Origin of the sequence: Synechococcus sp. JA-2-3B'a(2-13) (genome assembly GCF_000013225.1) — a bacterium.
Classification (GTDB): Bacteria; Cyanobacteriota; Cyanobacteriia; order Thermostichales; family Thermostichaceae; genus Thermostichus.
Genome location: NC_007776.1, coordinates 1,959,010 through 1,981,190 on the forward strand (window position 1 = coordinate 1,959,010; position 22,181 = coordinate 1,981,190).

The following is a 22,181-nucleotide window of genomic DNA, read 5'->3' on the forward strand; positions in this document are numbered from 1 at the left end:
TCTGTCCCTGGACGATGCAGGAAAAAGATGGGGGAATTGCTGCGATCTGTGTGAGGGGTTTGCTCAGAAATCCGAAGATATCAACACCTATCAACACCGCTGATGTGGAGACCAATGGCATCTCGACTGAATGTCAGAACCTAAGGCTCTTTGAGACGGATTCTCTTAGGTTGATCTATTGGCCGTCACCCAATTCTGGGCCGAGATCCGAGATAGGGGCAATTTTGCTGAGCTTGATTTTAGGGTTGCTGGCAGCAAATTGCTGTAAAGTCCACTCGTTCTTAAACAGAAGAACGGGCCTGTCTTGAATGTCTTTAACAACTAGGGTGTTAAACAAGCTGGGAATATTCTCCAGCGCCTTCCAGCCATTCTCGACCCAGCGAGCCAGTGTGTAGGGCAACATCTCCAGTCGGGTTTCGACGTTGTATTCACTTTCAAGGCGATACTGCAAAACCTCAAACTGCAACTGGCCCACCGCTGCCACAATCGGATCCCGTTTGGAATCGTCGATAGAGTACATGATTTGTACAGCCCCTTCTTCCCGCAGTTCCGCTACCCCTTTCTGGAACTGCTTAAACTTGGAAGGATTGGGATTCTTCAAGTAGGCAAACAGCTCAGGAGAAAAGCTAGGGATCCCGGCGTAGCGCAGCTTCGGGCCGGTGTAGATGGTATCCCCAATGGTGAAGATGCCGGGATTATTCAGGCCGATCACATCCCCAGGGTAAGCTTCATCGATGGAGATGCGCTCTTGAGCAAACAACTTCTGGGGATAAGATAGGCGAATGGGACGATTGAGGCGGGCATGGTTGACCACCATATCCTTCTCAAACTTGCCGGAACAGATGCGCACAAAAGCAACGCGATCCCGATGGCGGGGATCCATGTTGGCCTGCAGTTTAAAGACGAAGCCCGTAAACTCAGGATGTTCGGGCGGGATTAGCCCAGCAGTGCTCTCGTGAGGCATTGGCGGTAAGGAATACTCCAAAAATGCATTGAGGAAAAGCTCCACCCCAAAATTGGTCATGGCACTGCCGAAAAAGACCGGGGTTTGTTTGCCAGAATGCACCTGTTTTAGATCCAAGGTGGGCATGAGACCATCCAGCAGTTCCAGCTCTTCCTTGAATTGGTAATACAAGTCCTTGTCGATCAACTCCTCAATTTGCGGATCCCCAAGTTTAATGACGGTATCTTGAACTCTTAGCCGCCCCCCAGATACCCGCTCAAAGAAATGAAACTCCTGAGTTCGGCGGTCAAATAGCGCAGTAAACCGCTCGCCTGAGCCAATTGGCCAGTTGACAGGATAGGGCTTGAGGCCCAGTTCTGTCTCAATTTCATCCATCAGCTCCAAGGGATCCCGACTTGGGCGATCCATCTTGTTGATAAAGGTAAAAATCGGCAGCCCCCGCATCTGACACACTTCAAACAGCTTGCGGGTCTGGGTTTCCAACCCTTTGCCGGCATCTTCCAGCATCACGGCATTGTCAGCCGCTGCTAGGGTGCGATAGGTGTCTTCGCTGAAGTCCTGGTGGCCGGGAGTATCCAGCAGATTGAGACGAATGTTGCGGTAATCAAATTGCAGGACGGTAGAGGTGATGGAAATACCCCGCTGCTTTTCCAGTTCCATCCAGTCGGAAGTGGCCCGCTTTTGCGCCCGACGGGCCTTCACAGCTCCCGCTTCTTGAATGGCCCCCCCGTACAACAGCAGCTTTTCGGTGAGGGTGGTCTTCCCCGCATCGGGATGGGAAATAATGGCAAAGGTGCGCCGTTGCTCTACAGCTTTGGCCAAATCAAGTTCTTTCATCAACTGTTGCCGCTCCACTACAACCTGGTCGCCTTAAAGAAGATTCCGCCGCGATGTTGTCCCCTAAAGGATGGGAGAAATACGGAGAAGGAAAAAATAGAAAATCAGTGGGAAATACGCTTGAGAATAATGAGGTTGGGTTGCCGCCAGGTAGCGAGGGGGAGAGAGCACAGGCCGAAAAGCGCGAAAAGCCAACAGAACCATTTTGACCCTAGCACAGGAACAGGGATCCCTGTTGTCTGGCATACTGGCGGAGATCTTGAGGGGGAATTTCCCAGGCCAACCGGCCAGAACTCAAAGCAGATGCTGCTCGTTGTTGTTGCGCAACGCTGACGTGAAGAGCAGTTGCTCAATCGTGGCAATGGTGAAGTTTTGGCTGATCACCAGCCGCTCGACGCGAATGCGGTGGGCTTGCAGGAGGCAATCTTGCTGCAAGGGCTTGGGCAATTGTTCCCAATGATCCAGCAAGACTTCCAGCAAAATCTCGCCCGGTAGGCCGGTGGCGCTTTCCAGGGATCCCAGCTTTTCTACCCTCTCGGCAGACCATTTGAGGGTAAGCTTTTGCAGGCCCAGTTGTGCATCCAGAGCCTCGCGGGGATCCGACTGGGCACCCTGCCCATTGGGGGTGCCATTGCGGCGAACCCCATTGTCGGTGCAAGCAGTAGCAGGGGGCAAAAGCTCGGCTGGCTTTTCAGTTGGCAGCGAAGTATTGGCCCATTTGGCCAGACTGACCTGGGGTGGGGAGACAACCCTTTCCACCTCGACCGGAGCGGGCGACAAGTTGGACAAGGGATCCGCATCCCGAGAAGGAGCTTCAGGTGTGGAGAGCACACTGGCCAGGAGAGGCATCCGTCCTGCCTCTGGTGGGGTTGTGGCAACCTGGCACAGAGGGGACGAGGCGGCGGCAGATGGATCGGGCTCAACATCTAATGCCGCAGGGTGAGGCAGATCCAGGGAATCCGTCCCCCTGTTGTCCTCTGGACGGTGCGGAGCCTCAACGCCATCGGCAGCCGTAGGCGCAAGTTCCATCGGCTCTGGCTGCTTATTCACCCCCATGCGCGAGAGCAAATCTGCCTTGGTGGGGCCGGTGGGCAATTTTTTTTTGGGAGGCTTCTTGGCGGTAGCCATGTTAGCGGGCCTCCAACACAGCCTTGAGGACCTCACGATAAGGTTGGGCCAGGAGATCTTCCCCCGCCTCCGCCAAGGACCAGCCCATGCTGTTGGTTTGCTGCACCACTGTACTTTGCCGCACCGGCGTGAAAATGGGGATCCCTTGCATCATTTCCGCCAAGGCTTCCACCGCGGCCCGCGACATTTTGGTGCGGTTGTTGCCCACCCACTGTTCCCGTGTGGGGAGCACCCCCAAAAACTTGGGCACATGAAAATCCAGCTCTTCCAATTCTTTCAACAGCACCAGGGTACTTAGGGCCCCCATCACCCCCTTTTGGGTACATTCCGTCGGCACCACCAGCAGATCGGCGCTGAGAATGCTGTTGTAGGTGAGCAACCCTTTCGAGGGGGGGCTGTCGATGACCAAAAAGTCATACTCCGGCAGAATCGGTCGCAAAGCCCGCTTCAAAAACAGCTCCCGCCCCGGCTCCATCACGATCGCATCCATAGCCCGCGAGAGACTGTAATCGCTGGGGGCCAACCACAGCCGCTCCTGGCGATCCTCATTCAACGGCGGACGGATAATCTCCCGAATGTGAACCCGATCCGCCCCCGGCAAAATCGTCTCGGCAATGGTGGCCGACTCCGACAGATCCGTCCAGCCCATCCACTGGCTCAGGTTGCCCTGTGGGTCAAAGTCAACGGCCAGCGTCTTGCCATGCTCGGCCAACATGATGGCCAGGTTGAGGGCGGCTGTGGTCTTTCCGGATCCCCCACTCAAACAGGCAACGGTGATGACAAGCGCCGTTCTGCCAGACATGAGTTATCCCCTCGTAGCCCATCCCCTAACACTATAGCTAGGGTTAAGCAATAGTGTTCACACTTCAGATAGGGATCCCGCCGCTGGGAATGGCCTACAGGGATCCAGCCGCTGGGAGCTGAGCTTCCTCAGTTCTTTTCGATCCTCGGATTGAATTCTCAGAGGGAAGACACAAACCGGTGCAGCCGCTGCAGCCCTTTTTCGAGGGTGGTGCGATCGGCAGCATAGGAAAGGCGAATGTAGGAATCTGCCCCAAAGGCTACCCCCGGCACAGCAGCCACGTGGTGTTCCTTGAGCAGCTGCCGGCAAAACTCCACCGAACTTAACCCGGTTTGGCCGATGTTGACAAACACATAAAATGCACCTTCTGGCTCCGGGCAAGTCGCCCCTGGCAAGGTGCGGATCCCGTCCAGCATCAGATCCCGCCGCTGCCAGAATTCTTGGCGCATTTTTTCCACAGCCGCTGCCGATAGGGGGCTGGTCAGGGCTTCCAGAGCACCGTACTGGGCGAAGGTGCAGACATTGGAGGTGCTGTGGCTTTGCAGGTTGATGGCCGCCTCAATGATGGGCTTGGGCCCGGCCAAGTAGCCCACCCGCCAGCCGGTCATGGCGTAGGCTTTGGCAAAGCCACTGCTGAGAATCAGGCGCGGCATCAAGTCAGGGCAAAGGGATCCCAGGCTGATGTGGCGGGCTTGTCCATAAACCAGCTTTTCGTAGATCTCGTCGCAGATCACGTACAGATGGGGGGCGGAGAGGATCACCTCTGCCAGAGCTGCCAGCTCGTGCTGGTGGTAAACGGCTCCGGTGGGGTTGGCCGGCGAGTTGAGAATCAGCAGCTTGCTACGGGGGGTGAGGGCCTGGCGCAGTTGGGCGGCGGTGAGCTTGAACCCCTGGGCCTCTTCCGTCTGCACCTGCACAACCTTTGCCCCTGCCAAAATGGCAATTTCGGGGTAGCTGACCCAGTAGGGAACAGGCAGGATCACTTCATCGCCGGGATCCAGCAGCACCATGGCCAGGTTAAACAGGGTTTGCTTGCCGCCGTTGCTGATCAGGATTTGGTCGTGGCTGAACTCCAGGCCGTTTTCCTGCCGCAGCTTATCGGCCACTGCTTGGCGAAGGGCGGGGATCCCAGCGGTGGGGCCGTAACGGGTTTTGCCCTCTTCCAGAGCACGGATGGCCGCGGCCCGAATGTGGTCAGGCGTATCGAAATCCGGCTCGCCCGCGCTCAAGCTACACACATCCAGCCCCTCTGCCTGCATGGCTTTAGCCAGAGCCGAAATGGATAGCGTGGGGGAAGGGGATAGATGGGCGACCCGTTGGGACAAGCCGGCAGCAGACACCATCGGTTGGGAAGCTCTTTGGTTTATTTTAAGGTTCTCAAGCAGGGCCAATCTAGATAGCTAGGCTACTGCGGTCAACAGGCGGGTACCATCCACCAACAGCAGTTTGTTGCCCTCTCGCTCTGCCAACAGATCCCAAAACTCGCCCGCCACAGCTCCGGGCAAGAACCCTTCCAAGCGCAATTGCAGAGGAGCAAATTGCTTGGTTCCCTGGGGCTTGCGCCGCACGGTCACCTCAACAAAGCCATCGTGGGGCTCGACAATGCCGCGGATGTTAAAGCCTTCCTCTGTGTCCTCAGGGGCAGGCAAAAACGGTTCTTCTTCCCACTCTGGGTCTTGCTCCTCTTCCGGCAGGGCCAGGATGCGGATGATGCTCAAGCCCAAAGCCCCCCCTGAACGCGGCTGCGGCTGCACGTAGTACCAGTAGGTATGGCCGCTCTTGATGCAGTGCTCGAAGGGGCCGAGAAGCTCGGCGCGTCCGGGGGTAGCCGGATATTCTGCTCCGTCAGAGGCAACCAAGGTTGCCTGCGCATAAGTCTTGGGGATCGATTTCAGGGATCCCTTAATCAGGCCCAAAGCGCGGAACTGGTAGGGGTGGGCGGGAGGAGGCAATGGGTTCATGGCGGCCAGATCTTGGAAAGCCAGGGAAGTAGAGTCCATCATCTTATCCTATGGCGATCCTCAGATTGGAATATCCAGGGCTTTCCTCAGCATCGCCTCCAGCTCATCGCCCTGCCGACTTGCGCACCGCGATCAAGCTGCTGGTGGTGCCCAGAAAAACCCCCATCCCCAACAACATCGACGGCAAGAGCCAAAACTCCAGTTGGCTGCGATCTGCCTGCATCACCTTGAGGAAGGGCAAGACAATCAACTGCTCCAGCAGCTCCTGCAGCAACTGCTGGGATCCCAAGATCAATCCCCAAGCTCCCACTGCGCTGATCACCCCAAACAGGCACCCTTGCAAAATAAAGGGCAAGTAAATCCAGGCTGCCGTCGCCCCCACCAATTGCATCACCTCGATCTCCCGCCGCCGCGCCATGACGATGAGGCGAATGGTGGTGGTGATGACCGCCACCGCTGTCAGGGCCAACACGCCGGTAATGGTCAGGGATCCCAGCCGTAGCATGTCCTGGAGCTGGGCCAGTTGCTCCACAATGCGGTCGCCGTAGTAGACCTCATCCACCCCTTCCAGTTGGCGAATCTGCTCCGCCACTTCCCCCAAGGCTTCGGTGGAATCCGCCTTAACCCGCAGAGCATCCACCAAGGGGTTCTCCCCCAACTGGGTTTCCATGGCCGCCTCGTCTTGGATCCCCATCTCGATCAAGAGGGTGCGCCAAGCTTGGTCTTTGGTGATGACCTTCACCTCGGCCACATGAGGCAGTTGGGCGACCTGAGGTTGCAGCTCCACCCCCTGCCGTTCCGGCTCCAGGTAGACGGAGATCTCCAGTTGTCCTCCCAGCGACTGCACCGTGGCATCCAGGCCCCAGGACAGCTCAACGCCGATCCCCACCAAGAACAGCAACACCAGCAGGGTGCTCACAGCGGCCCAGTTCAGCCAGCCCCCCCGCCGCAACCCCAAAAAAGTCTCCTGTAGGAGATAGCGGATTTTATTGAGAAATCGGGAGAGAGATTGCATGCTGTTCTCCATCCAACAATCAATGGGCTCAGACCCTTGCCCCCTGGAGCTCAACAGAGCCTGTGGAGAGCAAAATAGGGATCCCGGCAGCCCTCAGCGCAGATCATACAGGCGCCCTCCCTCCATGCGCACCACCCGGTGGCCGGCCCGCTCCACCAGATAGGGGTCATGGCTGGTCATGATGACGTAGCGGCTGCAGAGCCGTTCCAGGAGAAAGCGATCATGACTGATGACCAAAAGCCCCATCTGATGTGCCCGCCCATAGGCCAAGACAGCTTGCCAGATCAGGGCTTGGGTATTGGCGTCGAGCATGGCTGTCATCTCATCTGCAATCAAATAGCGAGTTTGTGGGTTGAGAACCCGGGCGATGACAACCCGCTGCAATTCTCCCCCGCTTAGCTCATGGGGATAGCGGTTGAGCCAACTGGGGGAAATGCCTAAGGTGTGGAGAACCTCTGGCTGGGGAGGAGGCCCTTCCCGCAAGACCTGAGCTATGCGCCAGTGGGGGTTAACGGCCTGCTCTGGATGTTGAAAGACAAGCTGCACTGGGCAGTACCCTCGCCGAGGCAAAGGCTGCCCTGTCACACTCACCCGACCTTGGCTGGGGGTAAGGTAGCCCGCCAGCAACTTGGCCAGAGTAGTTTTGCCAAAACCAGAGGGAGCCATCAGCCCTACGACTTCCCCAAGTTCTACTTGAAGGGTCTGATCTTGCACCACCCAAGGCAGATGCCGTCCATAGCGAAACCAGAGATGCTCACCCTTGAGCATGGATACACCTCACCCACCCTCCTCCAACCGCCCGCAGAGGCGGATGCTCAGCTCGACAGATTTCACTTGCCCAGGGGCAGCGATCCCCAAACAAACAACCCGCAGGCAGTGCCTCAGGGTCAGGCTGGTTGCCCGGCAGGGGAGCAAACTCATTTTGGGGCAGGGATCGCCACAGAGCTTGAGTGTAGGGGTGGCGCAAGTTTCCCCTTTCGAAATCCTGAGCCGAGGCCAACTCGACTGTAGTGCCCGCATAGAAGACTGCCACTCGATCTGCCACCGACAACGCCGCCTGAATATCGTGTGTAATCAACATAACGCCTCGGCCCTCCTGGGCCAGTTCCCGCAGATGGGCAAGGGTCTCAGCCACCACCTCCGCGTCCAAGCCTGGCGTGGGCTCGTCGGCTATCACCAGCTTGGCTCTGCTAACTGCCGCCGTCGATACCAGCACCCGCCGTGCCATGCCTCCGGAGAGCTGGAAAGGGTAGAGGCCCTCTGTTCCCGGCGGCAAGCTATAGCGGGCAAAGATGCGGCTCACTGCTCTACGGGCCTCGCCTTGGGAGGCACCGCTGAGCCGAGCTACCCGCTGTACCTGGGATCCTACTTGCATGAGGGGATCCAGGTAGTCCACAGACTGGGGGATGAGAGCAATGGCCTTGCCGCGCAGTTGCCTACACCGCTCAGGGGTCAAGGGCTGCCCCTGAAATAGGAGAGTACCGCGCAGGGTAGCGTTCTCTGGCAAAAGACCCAAGAGGGCATGGGCCAGCAAACTTTTGCCCGATCCGCTGGCCCCCACCACTGCCACCACCTCCCCTGCCTTAACCTCCAGATCCAGATCTGTAATCACCTGAAGGTAGCGGCGGCGCAGCCCCCGCTCGTATCGGCTGAACCTAATGTTTAGGCCGGAGACCACCAACATTTCCCTACTCCTGAGCCGTACGCGGATTGAGAAGGGCCTGCAGGTTTTCTCCCAGCCAGTCAAAAGCCTTGACCGACAGCAGCAGCAGCAGTCCAGGCATAACCCCCAGCCACCAGTAGCCGGTGGAGAGGTGGCGCATGGATTCGGCCAGAATAATGCCGATGGCCGGTAGGTGCGGCGAAATACCTACCCCAATGAATGAGAGGGCTGCTTCGTGCAAAATGGCGTGGGGAAACAGCAGAATAAGTCCCACTAGGAGCTGGGGCAAAATGTGAGGCATCATATGGTAGCGGGCAACCCAGAGGGAAGAGCGGCCCAGTCGGTAAGAACTCTGGGCATAGTCAGAACTGCTGACCTGTAACACCTCGGCCCGCACCAGGCGCGCTAGGCTGGGCCAGTGGGTGAGGGCAACGGCAACAATGACTCCCCGAACTCCGCCGCCGACAGCAAAAGCTATAAGGATCTGCACCACCAGGTGAGGCAGGCTGAAACATAGGTCAATCATCCAGCAGATCGAGGCATCCACCCAGCCTCCCACCGTGCCACTCACCAAACCCAAAACAGCGGCGATCACCACGCTGACGGCGGCAGCCAGCATGCCTACCCACAGACTAAGGGACATCCCGTGCAAGGATCGGGCCAGCATATCCCGCCCCAGCCAGTCGGTGCCGAAGGGATGGGCCAGGGAAGGAGGCTGATTCCGCTGAGTTAGGTTCGGGCTCAGTCCGGTATCGCCGATAAGCCCAGCGCTGCAGAGGATAGACACCAAAAAAAAAGCACACAGTCCAATTGCCCACAGAGTCTGCCGCCTGCGCTCTCCTTTGACAGAGGACTCTGAGAATTTCATCCCCCCATCGGCATCAGCAGCAGCAACACGAGGCGATGCAAAAGGGATCATCCTATCCTCCCGCCAAGGCGAATGCGTGGATCGACAATCTGGTAGGACAGGTCAGCTAGGGTATTGCCGGCATAGACAAACAAGGCGCTGAAAAACACAATGCCCACCAACAGAGGCACATCACTGCGCAAAGCTGCCTGTACCGTTGCTTGTCCCAGTCCTGGATAAGCAAACACCTGTTCCACTAACACTGAGCCACCAAACAGTTCCCCAAAGGAGGCAAATTGCAGCGTCAGCGCAGGCAGCAAGATATTCCGCAAGCCGTGGTACCACAGGATCCCAGCCAGGCTTTCCCCCTGGGCACGAGCAAACAGCACATAGTTGCTGTGCAACACGTCAATGAGCTTCTGACGAGTGTGCAAGGTGATGTTGGCAACGCCGATGAAAGTTAGGGTGAAAGCAGGCAAGAGCAAGTGGTGTAAGCGCTGCCAAAAAGTCACCTCCTCCGCCAACGCGCCAGGTGGCGCGGCGCAACAGATAGGTGTTAGACCCAGCTCTACCGAAAACGCGATCAAGAGTAGCAGCGCCACCCAGAAAGGGGGAGAAGAGGCGAGGGTGTAGGCGTAAAGACGAATACTGCGGTCAACCCAAGCGCCCTGAAACGCTGCGGCCAAAACCCCCAACCCCACTCCCAGGAAACCGGAAAGCAGCCAGGCAATTGCCAGTAAGGGCAGCGATAGCTCAAACCGCTGTTGAATGACCTGCACCACTGGCTGATCGAACACCATTGAGGTGCCCCAGTTGCCTTGAACCATCTGCCCAAGCCAGTTCCCAAAGCGAAGCAGCATGGGCTGATCCAGCCCCCAACGCTGGGCAATCAGGTCTCGTTGGGCTGGGCTGATCTGCAGCATGTCGGCCCCTACATAGGCTTGTACGGGATCAACAGGGGAGAAGCTGAGCAGGGCAAACGTCAGGACTGCCACAGCCGCCAGCAGCAACCCCAGCCGAGTCAGCTTATAAGCCAGAAACAGCAGAACTGACCTCAGTTGCACGTCCATTTCCAACGGGTGATGTTGGCTGTGATTGGCCAACCATGGCCATGAGGCTGTACCTGCGGCTGGCCTATATCCAAGCACTCTTGGACAAAGTAGGTATGATCCAGGTTCACCAACCAAGCCCAGGCTGCATCTCCTTTGGCAGTAAAGCCTTGCTTTCCATCCCACTGGGCTGCCCGCCAGAAGGGGATAGCTTCAGCTTCAGAGGGGGCCTCCATAGCCAGATCCAGCATTCGATCCACAAACGGGTTGGCATAGTAGCCGGCATTGAAAAATCCCCCCTGGGCCGCTTTGCTGTGGTAGAGGTTGTACACCTCAGTTGGGTCATGGCTGCCCCAGCCAAACAGCACCACGTTGCTGTGCATGAGCGGAGTGATGTCATCCCAACTTTTGCCCTCGACATTGACTCGGATGCCCACAGGCCGCAGCATTTCTGCAACAGCTAGGGCCAGGGCTTGGCGAATGCTGTCGTTGGCCGGGTAGAGCACGGTGAACTCAGCCCGCAGCCCGTTTTTTTCCACTACCCCATCCCCATCTTTATCGCTCCAGCCTCCCTCAGCTAGAATCTGACGGGCCAGGTCTGGATTGTTGTCCTCAATCTTGGCGGTCGGCTCTTCCCAGGGCAAACCGCTGACTGGGCCATAGGCAGGGGATCCGTAGCCTTCTAGGACTCCATCCACCAGCGCCTGTCGGTCAATGGCGAAGTTGACCGCCTTGCGAATCGCCAAGTCAGAAGTCACATCGTTGCCGATGGGGTATCCCTTTGGGGTTGTCGCACCGGTTTTAGGGGGAAAGGGGAACATCAGCCCTCGGTTATCCACACTGGGAATGGCGTGAAGCTTCATGCCCTCAACAGTTTGCTTAGCCAAAGACTGAGGCACGCTAACCACGTGTACCTGTCCGGCTCGGGCTGCTGCAAAGGCTGCATCCTCCTCCAGGAAAAGGAAAACCAGCCGCCGAATGCCAGGAGTCTGGCCGTAATATAAGGGATTTGCCTCCACAATCAGTTGTTGCCCCTCATCCCACTGCACCAGTCGGTAGGGGCCAGAGCCAATGGGTTTGCGAGCATAATCAGGCCCGTGGGCATGTTGAGGCACGATACCCAAGGTGATGAGGCGGTTGACAAAAGTACTTTGGGGTTTTTGCAGCCGCAGCTCCACCGTATGAGTGTCGATAGCTACTGCTTCCTTTAGGGCGGTTAGGTCGACCAGACCACCACTCCGAGCTGCTTGGTTAAAGGTGTAAGCCACGTCCGCTGCTGTGACAGGTTTTCCATCGGAGAAGACTGCATCCTTTCGTAGGGTTACCGTCCAGGTTAGGCCATCTTGGCTGACAGTGTAGCCAGTCGCCAGGTCGTTTACAATCTCAAGGTTCTCGTCCCGCCGCAGCAGAGTGCTTTGGAACAAAGGCGAACCGTAACGTCCCCAGCCCAGGGTGGGATCAAATCCTTCTTCCCTTTCCCCTCCAATGGCCAGCACGATTTGATCGCTGGATCCTGCTAGCTTTGGATCGAAAGCTGTCCGCTCAGCAGCATTCTGAGCGCATCCAGCCCACATCTGGCTCAGCAAGAAGAGGCCCACAGACCACACAGTTACTTTTAAGCTTGATGCCATAGAAACCCCGATCTGTCGCTTTTTCAGCAAAAAGGAGCAAACCCCCTTGCCTCCTGGACAAGACTTATGGCAGCTAAGCTATCACTGCCTTATCTTGAGAGCAATGCAGGGGGGGAGGATGCTTAGAGGGTTCCGATGACTTCCTGCAAGACCGCTGGGTGAAAGGTGAGGTCTGGTAGCTCCAAAGGCTGCTGGCTTGGTGATGATTGAAGCACTCTACTCCCGTCTCTGAACTCCGTGATACGATGTAGCTCAGCTATCGGTTCTGACGGGGATCAGCCGCCAGAGGAAACGGGGAAAGAGCAGTGAGAATCTGCCGCTGTCCCGCAGCTGTGATCCGGTTTAGGAGAAGTTCTGCAGCAAATCTCTAGAGTCATTCGCTGCCGATCCAGATCTTGTCCCCCAAAACCGTGTCAGTCAGAATGCCCGCCGATGGTTTTTCTAAACTTCACAACATCTGCGAGGTACAGATGGTAACTGTCTTGGCTTTAGCTCGTTTCTGCTTTCGTTATCCTGAGCATTTTCCCGGCGTTGCTCCCACAAGCTTTCGGTACTCCTCAGCAGTAGAAATAAGTCCAAGAACCCAAGCAAGACTCTGAGCCAGTTGGCCGGGAGAGAGTAAATTTTGGGTGCTGTTGCACCAAGATCTATCAAGATCTACAGCCCGCCTACGCGAAGGAAAGAGTGAGATGTCAGGCTTCCTGACTTCAATTGGTAGGCTGGCAAGTAGCCACTGCGATCGCTGGCTGCGTTGAGTATCTTTTTTGCGCAAAAGGCAGTGTTTTGTTGGGGTTCCAGAGGCAAGAGAGGAACAGCCGGTTTCTTCCTTGGCGGGCGGGATCCCAGTTGAGGGCGAATTGAACGCAGGAAAATTAGAAAACTCAGTATTTGGGATGGCACACAACATGACTGCACAAACCATGACATTGGGGTATGCCCGCATGGGCAAGCGCCGCGAGCTCAAAAAAGCTTTGGAAGGCTTTTGGAGTGGTGCCCTAGGGTCAGAGGCTCTGCTGGCTACCTTTTGGGATTTGGAGACTCAAGCCTGGCAGACTCAGCTACAAGCTGGGATTGATCACATTGCGGTAGGGGATCAGACTCTCTACGACCATGTACTGGACTGGGCCACCTGGCTGGGGCTGATCCCCTCTCGGTTCCGAGGTCTGTCGGGTTTAGACCGCTACTTTGCCATGGCGCGGGGGCGGGAGGGCCTGCCGGCTTTGGAAATGACCAAGTGGTTTGACACCAACTACCACTACTTGGTACCCGAAATTGAGCCGGAAGCCGATCCCAGTCCTAACTTTGGGGATTTTTTGGAAAGAGTTCGGCGGGCCCAAGGGATCCTAGGGGAGCGCACCAGCCCCGTTGTCCTCAGTCCAGTGACTTTGCTCTGCCTTAGCCAGCGATCTGGGGATCTGCGGGCGGACTTGGAAAAGCTCCTTCCTCTGTACCGGGATCTCCTCCAGGAGTTAAAACAGCTGGGGATCCCAGAAGTCCAGATTCACGATCCCATTTTGGTTACCAGCCAGGGAAGTGGCCTGCGGGAAGCTGTGGAAATGAGCTACCGCCAGTTGGCAACCGCCGGGATCCCTGTCCACTTGGTCACCTACTTCGATGACCTGGGGGAGACTTACCCCTGGGTGGTGCAACTGCCGGTGGCCGGCATTAGCCTTGACTTTACCCGTGGCCACACCCTGGATCTGGTAAGAACCTATGGCTTTCCGGCTGACCAGATCCTAGGTGCTGGCGTAGTGGACGCTCGGAATGTCTGGAAGGTTCAGCCTGAGACCGTCTTGGCCAGCCTGCGGGAGCTGCAGGGGGTAGCTCCCAACCTACGGGTGCAGCCTTCCGCTTCGTTGCAATTTGTGCCCCACGACGCTGCTCTGGAAGCCCAGTTGCCGGAACCCCTCAGAAATGTCCTCAGCTTTGCCGAACAGAAGCTGGCCGAAGTAGCTCTCCTGGCGCGAGCCCTCAACGGCGAAGACACTGCTGCCCAGCAGGCGGAAATCCAGCAGCAATGGCAGAGCTTTGCGCAGTTTAGCCCCCCCAACCCCCAAGTGCGCCAGGCTTTGGCCAACCTCAAGCTCCAGGACTTCGAGCGATTCCTGCCCTACGAGCAGCGCCTAAGTCGGCAGGTTCAGCTACCACCTTTGCCCACCACCACCATTGGCTCCTTCCCCCAAACTCCAGAGGTGCGGCAGTGGCGAGCTAAGTACAAAAGAGGGGAGGTTTCGCAGGCGGAGTACGAAGCAGCCATTGACGCTGAGATTGCCAAGTGCATCCGCATTCAAGAAGAGATTGGCCTGGATGTGTTGGTGCATGGGGAATTTGAGCGCACCGACATGGTGGAGTACTTTGCCCAGAAGCTGGAAGGCTTTGCCTTCACTGAACACGGCTGGGTGCAGAGTTACGGCAGCCGCTGCGTGCGCCCTCCCATTCTCTACGGCGACGTGGTTCGCCCCCAACCCATGACAGTGCGGGAATTCCAAGTAGCCCAGTCCCACACCCAAAAGCCGGTGAAAGGCATGCTCACGGGGCCAGTGACTATGCTCAACTGGTCCTTTCCCCGTGTTGATATTCCCCGGCGGGAGCAGGCTTTGCAGATTGCCCTGGCCTTGAGAGCCGAAGTGGCAGATCTGGAAGCGGCTGGAGCGGTGATGGTGCAAGTGGATGAGCCGGCACTGCGGGAGGGGCTACCTCTGAAAAAAGAACGCTGGCCAGAATACCTCAGCTGGGCAGTGGATGCCTTTCGCCTAGCTACCGGCGGGGCCAAGCCGGAAACCCAGATTCACACCCACATGTGCTACTCAGAGTTTGGGGACATCATCGAGCACATTGAGCGGCTGGATGCCGACGTGCTTTCCATTGAAAACAGCCGCAGCAACAACAAAACCCTGCTGCAAATTGCCCAGGCTGGGTATCGTCACCAGGTGGGCAACGGCGTTTACGATGTCCACAGCCCTGCGGTGCCGAGCGTTGAGCAAATCCTGCAGCAGCTGCGCACAGGACTGGCCCACTTGCCTGTGGAGCAAACTTGGGTTAATCCCGATTGTGGCCTCAAGACCCGCCGCTGGGAGGAGGTGATCCCCGCACTGAAAAATATGGTGGCTGCCGCTCATCAGCTAGGGGAGGAGCTTCTGGAAACCCAACCTGAGGGTCTGCGCGAGTAAGGCCCACGACCCGCTGATGTAACTGGTCGGGCTGGCTTGACAAGTCGCCGCGGGCGGTGCCGCTGTTGTGCTGATGCGGCTGGCTTAGGGCCTACGGTCTGCTGATGCAACCGGCAAAGCTGCTCTCCGGGATCTCAAAAAGCTTGTGAAGAGCAAAGTAGGGATCCCGGTAGCCCCTCAGCGCAGATCATACAGGCGCCCTCCCTCCATGCGCACCACCCGGTGGCCGGCCCGCTCCACCAGATAGGGGTCATGGCTGGTCATGATGACGGTCACCCCAAAGGAATTGAGCCGCTCCAAAATCTGGAGAACCAAGAGCGAGTTTTCCGGATCCAGATTCCCCGTCGGCTCGTCCGCCAGCAGCAGCACCGGCATGTTGACAATGGCCCGGGCCAGGCTAAGGCGCTGCTGTTCCCCCCCCGAAAGCTCATGGGGAAAGTGATCTCGCTTTTCGGTCAGCCCCACCATCTTTAGGGTCGGCCCGATGCGACGGCGGATTTCTGCGGGGGACAGCCCTTGGGCGCGCAGCACGAAGGCCACATTTTCTGCCAGAGTGCGGTTGGCCAGAAGGCGATAATCTTGGAAAACCACCCCCAAGCGCCGCCGCAACATGGCCAGCGGACGCGGTGGGATGCGGTAGGGTCGCCGCCGCCCTTCAGAAGAAAAGAGACAGACTTGATCGACGATGACCGTGCCCTCGGTGGCCTGTTCCGCCCCGTAGAGTAGCCGCAGCAGGGTGGACTTGCCCGCCCCGGAGACCCCAGTTACGAACACAAACTCGCCGCGGCGCACCTCCAAGTTCACATCCTGAAAAATTAAGTTGCCGTTGGGAAAGACCTTGCTCACGCCCCGCAAGGACACCATGCTGGCCGGGGCTTGCAGGGATCCGGATTGGGTGCTGCTGTAAAAGCCCAGGGTGGCCTCTGGATGGGCTGGGGCAGGGGGATGAGGGGTCGGAGCCGTACCCGCCCAACGGTGTAAGCGAGGAGGATAGCCGATGTGCTGACCGATCACCATAGTAAGCGCCTAGACAGAGGAGGGAGAGAGCGCCGGCAGACTAGGGGCGCAAACGAGAAGAGGGATCCCACAGCACTCGCCAGACAAAGCTGGGCAGAGCTAACATGCGTCGCCAGCGCCAGGGTTCCTGATAGAGACGATACAACCATTCCAGGTGATGGTCACGCCACCAACGGGGCGCTCGCCGTTTTTGGCCGGCCCAAATGTCCAAGCTGCCCCCCACCCCCATCCAGATGGCTTGGGGCAAAAGGGGACGCCACTTTTGGATCCACAGCTCCTGCCGCGGGGATCCCAGCCCCACCCACACCAGTTGCGGTCGAAATTCCTGGAGAGCTTGCAGAAGCTCTTTTTCTTCCTCGCTAGAGAAGTAGCCGTGGTAGCCCCAGAGGGCCAAAGCAGGACACTGGGCTTGCCAATATCGAATTGCTGCCCGGTTGACTTCCGGCCTTCCCCCCACCAGGGCCAAGCGCCACCCCCGTTCTGCCGCCAACGGGATCAGGGTTTCTGCCAGCTCGATCCCCGGCACCCGCTGGACGCGGATCCCCTGCCGTCGCAAAGCCCACACCACCCCGATGCCGTCGGGGATCACCAGCTCTGCTGCCTGCAGCACCTGGGCAAAGGCCAGATCCCGCTGCGCCTGCATGATCATTTCCGGGTTGCAGGTAACCACCTGAGCGCCCTGACCCTCCCGAATACGCGCCTCAATCCAGGTGGCGTAGCTCTGTAGGCTGGCCTCCGGCAGAGCAAGGTGCAGGTTCACGCCCAGAATCGCATGGATGGATAACGACACTACCGACCGAATGCTGGCCCCCACTGGAGCCGTTGGACACGCTTTTAAGATAGCCCGGACCTTCTCCCAGAGGGAGAGGGGAGTTCGAGGAGGCATTTCATGGCTATTTGACCACGAAAATCTCTTCCCTCAGGCATCCGCGGCGGCATCCACGGCGTATCTCCATCAGACCAGGCCAGAGGGAATTGCCCGACCCAGAGCAAGCCCCTGAAGGTTGGTTGCCATCTTTCGAGACAGGAGACTTGAGATGAAGACTGCAAAGACTCCCTTCGCTCTGCCTCAATTGGCCGCCGAATGGGATCCCAGCCCTGCAACTTCCCGCCGCAGCTTGTTGTTGGCTGGTTTGCTGGCGGGCGTAGGTGGAGCAATTGGATTGCGCACCCTGCCCGGTGCCGCCCAGTCCAACACTGCCGACATCGCCATCCTCAACGCGGCCATTGACTTGGAACAGCAGGCGATCTGGGCCTACAAAACCGCTGCCGGCAAGTTGAGCAATACTGAGGTGGGCAAGATCGTGTTGGAAGTGGCCACCAAGAACCTGAAGGATCACGAACAGCACCGGGATCTGCTGGCGGGCGCCGTGCGCCAACTGGGAGGGATACCCTCTCGGGCCCGGGATAGCTACGACCTTTCCACCTACATCGACAACAAAGAAGGCAATCTCGACTCCGATGCCAACATCGCCAAGCTGGCCCTGGCTCTGGAGTTCGATGCGGCCCTAGCCTACAACGATGCCTTTGTCCAGCTTTCCAACAAAGACCTGGTGGCTGCCGCCAGCACCATTGGCCCCAACGAAGTTGCCCATGCCACTGCAATCCGGGCCGTGTTCCACAGCCTTGATCCCAGCATTCTGGTGGTGCCTGCCCCCTTTGTCAGCGCCGAGACTCGGGAGCGCTGGATCCTGAAGGTGTAAAGCCCCTGCCGGCGATGACTTCCAGCTAAAGCCGCCAACCCCCGGCGACAGCAAGGTGTAGAACCCCCACCGGCGCTGATCTCCAAAGCCTTCCAACGTCCTCTGTAGGATCTTGGGGTTTGGAGATCTTTGGAGGTTCTTTGGAGGTCAAGGTGTTCCACACCGCTGTCGCAATCGCCTTCTTCTGAACGCCTCAGCTTTTTTTCGCTTCCTAACCTGTGTGGAGAAAGCCCTATGCCAATGACGCGGCGGTTGCTGTTGCTCAGTGGGCTGGGATCCCTGCTCAATGTGGGGGCCATCTTGGCCGTGGATCGGTGGCGACAAGCCAGCTCCGTTGCGGAGCGGGATCCCGTCGAAGCAACGGCGGCAGCAGAGGTAATCATTCGGGGGTTTCAATACCTGCCCTCGGAGGTTACCCTCAAGCGGGGGGGCAAGGTGACCTTCACCAACCTGGATTCCACCCCCCACACGGCTACTCCTGTGGAGGGAGCGCAGTTTCAAGGGACGGGACGGCTAAGTCGCAACGAGAGCAAAGCGGTGGTGTTCGAAGTAGCTGGGATCCAGGACTATTTCTGCGATATCCACCCCAGCATGGTGGGCCGCATTGTCGTCGTCGATTAGGTGGAGGCCATGCAAACCCCTCTTCCCTTCTGGAACATTTGTCGGCGGGTGTACCTGGTTTGGGCCGTCCTTTTGGGGATTGGGTTTGCTGCCACCCAGTTTCACCAAGAGGCCAACATCAACTGGCTGTGGCTGGTGATTTCCCTGATTGGGTTGGGCTACATGGTGCGGCAGACTAGCTTGCCGGAGTTTCGAACAGCCGGACTGGCCCACCTCTACTTTGTGGGTTTGGTGTGGACGTTGGTGATCGCCCAGGGCATGATCCTCTCGGTGCTGCCCTTTGTCGGGCGTACCCCTTTGGCAGCTTTGAGCCCATACCTGGGGGTGTTTTGGCTGTGGCAAATGGGGCTGGGCCACTGGCTCAACGGCTTGGTGGATCCGCCGCGCCTCCCCTACTGGATCACCGGTGGGATCCAGATCCTGGCCGGAGTTGCCTGCCTGCTGTGGGGGCTGGAATGGCAGTTTGCGGTGGCAGGGGGAATCGGGGCCTTGGCCATGCTTCTTTTGATCCGGTTGCACTGACCCGTTCACTGATCTGACTTTGGGGTCTTATCCAGGCGCACTCGCCAAACTCCACCTCCCACGGCCACCTCATCTCCTGAGCGCAGCTTGCGTCCCCGCCGGGTTTCCACCTCGCCATTCACCCGCACTTGCCCCGCTTGGATGAGCTGCTTGGCCTGCCCACCGGTGGGAGCAACCCCCGCCAGCTTGAGGAACTGATCCAGCTTGATCACGGGATCCGTCGCCGGCTGGGGATCCCTTTGAGGAGTCTCCGCCATCACTTCACCCAAATGGTTTTGACATTTACAAATTCCAGGATCCCTTCCCGGCTCAGTTCCCGTCCATACCCTGAGCGTTTGATGCCGCCGAAGGGAAGGCGCGGGTCGGACTTGACCATGCCATTGATGAACACGGATCCCGCCTCCAGCTCCTCCAGCAGGCGCTCTTGTTCCTCTGGATCGGTTGTCCAGGCGCTGGCACCCAGGCCAAAGGGCGTGCCGTTGGCCAGCTCGATGGCTGCCGACACATCCGGGACGGTGAACAACAGCGCCACCGGCCCGAACACCTCCTGGTGGGCCACCGGATGATCCGGGGGGATGTCGCTCAGGATTGTGGGCGGGTAAAAATTCCCTCCCCAGGGGGAGCCACCGATGTGAACTTTGGCCCCCGCCTGCACCAAAGCCTGCACCTGTCCATCCACCTCTTGCAGAATGCTGGCAGTAGCCAGAGGCCCCACGTCCGTTTGCGGATCCAAGGGATCCCCTACCTTGAGCCGGCGAAATCGCTCCGTCATGGCAGCCGTGAAAGGTTCGGCGATAGCCCTGTGTAGGATAAATCGTTTGGCGGCAATGCAGGACTGGCCGTTGTTGATCAGACGGGCCGTGACCGCTGTGGCGACTGCTGCCTCCAGATCGGCGCTGGGCAGCACGATGAAGGGATCGCTCCCTCCCAGTTCCAGCACTGTTTTTTTCAGATATTGACCGGCCAAACGGGCCAGGCTGGAGCCGGCGGCTTCGCTCCCGGTGAGGGCGGCCCCCCGCACCCGTTCATCCGCCACCACCTCTGCCACCTGGGCTGCTGTGATCAGCAGGGTTTGAAAGACCCCTGGCGGAAATCCCCCCTCCCGAAAGATCTGCTCTAGGGTCAAAGCCGATTGGGGCACGTTGGAAGCATGTTTCAGCAAGAGGGTGTTGCCCGCCATCAGGGCCGGGGCTGCACAGCGAAACACCTGCCAAAAGGGAAAGTTCCAGGGCATCACCGCCAAAATCACCCCCAGCGGCTGGTAGCGGATCCCGCTGCGGCTGGCATCGCTGGCGTTCGCGTAAGCGTTGCGTAGCAATATGGAGCGCTCGGCCAAGAATCCCTCTGCCTCCTCGGCATAGTAGCGACAAACCCAAGCGGATTTTTCCACTTCCGCAACGGCAGAGGCCAAGGTTTTGCCCATCTCCAGGCTGATTAGGCGGCCAAACTCCGCTTTGCGCTCCTCCAGGATCCCTGCCACCCGCTTCAGCCAGGCGGATCGTTGAGCAAACGGGATCCGACGATAGCTCTGAAACCGCTCGTGGGCTTGGGCGATACAGCTTTGGATCTGCCCAGCGTCGAAAACGGGGTAGCGAGCCAATTCCTCTCCGGTGGCGGGGTTGATGCTGACCAGGTGCCCCATCTTTTTCCCTCAACGCCTGTTTCTCCACTCTGGCATTTGCGCTCTGCCTGGAATAGTGCTCCGCACTGCTACTGCGTTCGCGTAAGCGTTGCGTAGCAATATGGAAAGATTTGTGGAGTGGAAGACTTAGCGTTCCAGGCTGCCCATGGAGTCCTTGGCCGTTGGATCCTCGGGAGCAGACCAGAACTCGTAGGCTGCTTGCGACAGGCTGGCGATCAGCCCTTCGGCTCTGGGGTCGTTGGGGGTTTCTCGCTTCACCCACACCGCCGCCACATAGCGCCGCCCGTTGGGCAAATCCAGGATCCCGGCATCTCCCACCACGGAGCCCAGGGTTCCCGTTTTGTGGGCAATGCGCACCTCTTGGCCCAGATTGGGCCGGAAGTAGGAGAGCCGTTGGGTGCGCCAGAGAATATCCAAAAAGCGGTCGCGGCTGCGGCGGTTCAACATGCGCCCCTGTTCCACCTGGCTGAGCAACCAAACCATGTCGCGCGGGCTGCTGGTGTTGGTGCCCTCCAGATCCGGTAGCCACCAAGAAATTTGCGTGTGTTGTAGTCCCCACTGGCGAAATTTTTGGTTGAGAGTCTCCTGTCCACCCAGGCGATCGATGATCAGATTGGTGGCGAAGTTGTCGCTGAGGGTGATCATCAGGGTGGCCGCTTCCAAAGCAGAAACCTGGGATCCGAGGGGTCGGGTTTGCAACACACCAGCTCCCCCTCCCTTGAGATCTTCCCGCAGAGTGAGCTGTTCATCCAGCCGCACCTGTCCGGTTTCCACAGCCTGGAAAAAAGCCAAGAGAATGGGGATCTTAATCACACTGGCGGCAGGAAAAGCCTGATCCGGCCTAACCCCGGCAAAGGCGCCAGTTTCCACCTCCCAGAACAGAGCCCCTGCCGTCAAGCCCGGTTGGTCGGCCAAAGCGGCCAAGCGCTCCTGCAAAGCCGGGATCGCTTCTCCCGGCAGAATGTTACTCGGGAATGCCGACGGGGGAGGATCCCCAAGCTGCGTCGTGGACTGTTCTGTCCGGCCAGCGGTGGTCGATTGCAGCAGTTGCGAGAGGCCCGCCATCGTCAGGCCCAGGATAAGACTTAAGCTTAGTCCCCTGAGCAACACTTGCCCGAGAGATGGAGAACGTCTCAAGCGGCGAGGCCGGGCAGCCCGTTGGCGCAGACGAGCAATGGCTTTTTGGCGGGCAAGACGCAGCGGTTGAGGACGGGAAACCAATAGGGATCCCCTAGGGGCAGGAAGCAGGCGACCAGAACCTGTTTGCGGCTTTGACCCCTCTGGAGGCGGGACGGCGTTCTTGGCAGGTTGTGGAGGGCGGCGGGGATCCCGCGACTTCTCTGGCAAAGGCCTACGGCCCGCTAGCGCGGATGGATCGGTGCCTTTCCTCTCCCTTGCTCTGGTCATAAGAACGATTGCCTTAACACCATACTTCTGACAGACACTGCTGGCAGTTTCACCGACTCCACTCCGGTGAGCTTGGCTTAATTAAACCCACATTAAACCCACAAATTGGCCAACCTGCCCTGACCTAGATTGCAAAACGCCCATCAAACCGTCCTCGCGACACGAAGCCTAGCAACAACCCCGCCAAAGGCAGGATGAGTCC

20 protein-coding genes and 1 riboswitch are annotated in these 22,181 nt (G+C 58.4%); of the genes, 4 read left to right on the top strand and 16 right to left on the bottom strand.

From position 1 onward, the window contains the following. Window positions 1-175 precede the first annotated feature (175 nt). The 11 genes from CYB_RS08915 to CYB_RS08965 form a co-directional block, all read right to left on the bottom strand. Window positions 176-1,801: a peptide chain release factor 3 gene (locus tag CYB_RS08915; RefSeq protein WP_011433470.1), complete on the bottom strand. Its 1,626-nt coding sequence runs from the start codon at window positions 1,799-1,801 to the stop codon at window positions 176-178. A gap of 294 nt (window positions 1,802-2,095) precedes the next feature. Next, complete coding sequence (locus CYB_RS08920) at window positions 2,096-2,929, bottom strand: hypothetical protein (RefSeq protein ID WP_041436605.1); 834 nt, start codon at window positions 2,927-2,929, stop codon at window positions 2,096-2,098. A gap of 1 nt (window position 2,930) precedes the next feature. Then, window positions 2,931-3,731, bottom strand: coding sequence for a ParA family protein (locus tag CYB_RS08925; RefSeq protein ID WP_011433472.1), 801 nt, complete (start codon window positions 3,729-3,731; stop codon window positions 2,931-2,933). A gap of 158 nt (window positions 3,732-3,889) precedes the next feature. Further along, window positions 3,890-5,074, bottom strand: a complete 1,185-nt coding sequence (locus CYB_RS08930) for a pyridoxal phosphate-dependent aminotransferase (protein WP_041436608.1) — start codon at window positions 5,072-5,074, stop codon at window positions 3,890-3,892. Between the two features lie 57 nt (window positions 5,075-5,131). Beyond that, window positions 5,132-5,734, bottom strand: a complete 603-nt coding sequence (locus tag CYB_RS08935; RefSeq protein WP_238376736.1) for a hypothetical protein — start codon at window positions 5,732-5,734, stop codon at window positions 5,132-5,134. Between the two features lie 61 nt (window positions 5,735-5,795). Continuing rightward, on the bottom strand, window positions 5,796-6,707 hold the full coding sequence (locus tag CYB_RS08940; protein ID WP_011433475.1) for a cell division protein FtsX: 912 nt from the start codon (window positions 6,705-6,707) through the stop codon (window positions 5,796-5,798). 93 nt (window positions 6,708-6,800) lie between these two features. Beyond that, a complete protein-coding gene (locus CYB_RS08945; RefSeq protein WP_011433476.1) occupies window positions 6,801-7,475 on the bottom strand; it encodes an ABC transporter ATP-binding protein in 675 nt (224 codons plus the stop codon). Continuing rightward, window positions 7,462-8,391, bottom strand: coding sequence for an ABC transporter ATP-binding protein (locus tag CYB_RS08950; protein WP_011433477.1), 930 nt, complete (start codon window positions 8,389-8,391; stop codon window positions 7,462-7,464). The genes CYB_RS08945 and CYB_RS08950 overlap by 14 nt, the downstream gene beginning before the upstream one ends. A 4-nt stretch (window positions 8,392-8,395) precedes the next feature. Then, on the bottom strand, window positions 8,396-9,289 hold the full coding sequence (locus CYB_RS08955; protein WP_011433478.1) for an ABC transporter permease: 894 nt from the start codon (window positions 9,287-9,289) through the stop codon (window positions 8,396-8,398). Then, entirely contained in the window at window positions 9,286-10,287 is a 1,002-nt protein-coding gene (locus tag CYB_RS08960) for an ABC transporter permease (RefSeq protein ID WP_011433479.1), read from the bottom strand. Before CYB_RS08960 ends, CYB_RS08955 begins: the two co-directional genes overlap by 4 nt. Continuing rightward, window positions 10,272-11,762 carry an ABC transporter substrate-binding protein gene (locus CYB_RS08965; RefSeq protein ID WP_238376737.1) on the bottom strand — a complete coding sequence of 497 codons (1,491 nt, stop codon included), beginning with the start codon at window positions 11,760-11,762 and terminating at the stop codon, window positions 10,272-10,274. The genes CYB_RS08960 and CYB_RS08965 overlap by 16 nt, the downstream gene beginning before the upstream one ends. Window positions 11,763-12,140: 378 nt before the next feature. Further along, window positions 12,141-12,346: riboswitch (cobalamin riboswitch) on the top strand. A 456-nt stretch (window positions 12,347-12,802) separates the two neighbouring features. Here CYB_RS08965 and metE point away from each other — a divergent pair. After that, a complete protein-coding gene (metE, locus tag CYB_RS08970; RefSeq protein ID WP_011433481.1) occupies window positions 12,803-15,067 on the top strand; it encodes a 5-methyltetrahydropteroyltriglutamate--homocysteine S-methyltransferase in 2,265 nt (754 codons plus the stop codon). Window positions 15,068-15,244: 177 nt separating this feature from the next. Here the strand turns inward: metE and CYB_RS08975 are convergent, their stop codons facing one another. Both CYB_RS08975 and CYB_RS08980 read right to left on the bottom strand, forming a co-directional pair. Beyond that, on the bottom strand, window positions 15,245-16,084 hold the full coding sequence (locus tag CYB_RS08975) for a cell division ATP-binding protein FtsE (RefSeq protein ID WP_238376738.1): 840 nt from the start codon (window positions 16,082-16,084) through the stop codon (window positions 15,245-15,247). A gap of 40 nt (window positions 16,085-16,124) precedes the next feature. Further along, entirely contained in the window at window positions 16,125-16,874 is a 750-nt protein-coding gene (locus tag CYB_RS08980; RefSeq protein ID WP_011433483.1) for a WecB/TagA/CpsF family glycosyltransferase, read from the bottom strand. 247 nt (window positions 16,875-17,121) lie between these two features. Between CYB_RS08980 and CYB_RS08985 the strand changes: the two genes are divergently transcribed. From CYB_RS08985 to CYB_RS08995, 3 genes are all read left to right on the top strand, one after another. Then, complete coding sequence (locus CYB_RS08985) at window positions 17,122-17,787, top strand: DUF4439 domain-containing protein (RefSeq protein ID WP_011433484.1); 666 nt, start codon at window positions 17,122-17,124, stop codon at window positions 17,785-17,787. A 234-nt stretch (window positions 17,788-18,021) separates the two neighbouring features. After that, window positions 18,022-18,408, top strand: a complete 387-nt coding sequence (locus CYB_RS08990; protein WP_148202742.1) for a cupredoxin domain-containing protein — start codon at window positions 18,022-18,024, stop codon at window positions 18,406-18,408. Between the two features lie 9 nt (window positions 18,409-18,417). Further along, complete coding sequence (locus tag CYB_RS08995; RefSeq protein ID WP_011433486.1) at window positions 18,418-18,930, top strand: hypothetical protein; 513 nt, start codon at window positions 18,418-18,420, stop codon at window positions 18,928-18,930. 5 nt (window positions 18,931-18,935) lie between these two features. Here CYB_RS08995 and CYB_RS09000 read toward each other — a convergent pair whose 3' ends face one another. The 3 genes from CYB_RS09000 to CYB_RS09010 form a co-directional block, all read right to left on the bottom strand. Next, window positions 18,936-19,187, bottom strand: coding sequence for an RNA-binding S4 domain-containing protein (locus CYB_RS09000; protein WP_049749586.1), 252 nt, complete (start codon window positions 19,185-19,187; stop codon window positions 18,936-18,938). Beyond that, on the bottom strand, window positions 19,187-20,572 hold the full coding sequence (locus tag CYB_RS09005) for an NAD-dependent succinate-semialdehyde dehydrogenase (protein ID WP_011433488.1): 1,386 nt from the start codon (window positions 20,570-20,572) through the stop codon (window positions 19,187-19,189). Before CYB_RS09005 ends, CYB_RS09000 begins: the two co-directional genes overlap by 1 nt. A 126-nt stretch (window positions 20,573-20,698) precedes the next feature. Beyond that, a complete protein-coding gene (locus CYB_RS09010; RefSeq protein ID WP_238376739.1) occupies window positions 20,699-21,793 on the bottom strand; it encodes a serine hydrolase in 1,095 nt (364 codons plus the stop codon). Window positions 21,794-22,181 lie beyond the last annotated feature (388 nt).

Excerpts from the sequence above, each read along its gene's own strand:
- CYB_RS08915 (WP_011433470.1), bottom strand. The coding sequence starts at position 1,801 with ATGAAAGAACTTGATTTGGCCAAAGCTGTAGAGCAACGGCGCACCTTT.
- CYB_RS08920 (WP_041436605.1), bottom strand. The coding sequence starts at position 2,929 with ATGGCTACCGCCAAGAAGCCTCCCAAAAAAAAATTGCCCACCGGCCCC.
- CYB_RS08925 (WP_011433472.1), bottom strand. The coding sequence starts at position 3,731 with ATGTCTGGCAGAACGGCGCTTGTCATCACCGTTGCCTGTTTGAGTGGG.
- CYB_RS08930 (WP_041436608.1), bottom strand. The coding sequence starts at position 5,074 with ATGGTGTCTGCTGCCGGCTTGTCCCAACGGGTCGCCCATCTATCCCCT.
- CYB_RS08935 (WP_238376736.1), bottom strand. The coding sequence starts at position 5,734 with ATGATGGACTCTACTTCCCTGGCTTTCCAAGATCTGGCCGCCATGAAC.
- CYB_RS08940 (WP_011433475.1), bottom strand. The coding sequence starts at position 6,707 with ATGCAATCTCTCTCCCGATTTCTCAATAAAATCCGCTATCTCCTACAG.
- CYB_RS08945 (WP_011433476.1), bottom strand. The coding sequence starts at position 7,475 with ATGCTCAAGGGTGAGCATCTCTGGTTTCGCTATGGACGGCATCTGCCT.
- CYB_RS08950 (WP_011433477.1), bottom strand. The coding sequence starts at position 8,391 with ATGTTGGTGGTCTCCGGCCTAAACATTAGGTTCAGCCGATACGAGCGG.
- CYB_RS08955 (WP_011433478.1), bottom strand. The coding sequence starts at position 9,289 with ATGATCCCTTTTGCATCGCCTCGTGTTGCTGCTGCTGATGCCGATGGG.
- CYB_RS08960 (WP_011433479.1), bottom strand. The coding sequence starts at position 10,287 with ATGGACGTGCAACTGAGGTCAGTTCTGCTGTTTCTGGCTTATAAGCTG.
- metE (WP_011433481.1), top strand. The coding sequence starts at position 12,803 with ATGACTGCACAAACCATGACATTGGGGTATGCCCGCATGGGCAAGCGC.
- CYB_RS08975 (WP_238376738.1), bottom strand. The coding sequence starts at position 16,084 with ATGGTGATCGGTCAGCACATCGGCTATCCTCCTCGCTTACACCGTTGG.
- CYB_RS08985 (WP_011433484.1), top strand. The coding sequence starts at position 17,122 with ATGAAGACTGCAAAGACTCCCTTCGCTCTGCCTCAATTGGCCGCCGAA.
- CYB_RS08990 (WP_148202742.1), top strand. The coding sequence starts at position 18,022 with ATGCCAATGACGCGGCGGTTGCTGTTGCTCAGTGGGCTGGGATCCCTG.
- CYB_RS08995 (WP_011433486.1), top strand. The coding sequence starts at position 18,418 with ATGCAAACCCCTCTTCCCTTCTGGAACATTTGTCGGCGGGTGTACCTG.
- CYB_RS09000 (WP_049749586.1), bottom strand. The coding sequence starts at position 19,187 with ATGGCGGAGACTCCTCAAAGGGATCCCCAGCCGGCGACGGATCCCGTG.
- CYB_RS09005 (WP_011433488.1), bottom strand. The coding sequence starts at position 20,572 with ATGGGGCACCTGGTCAGCATCAACCCCGCCACCGGAGAGGAATTGGCT.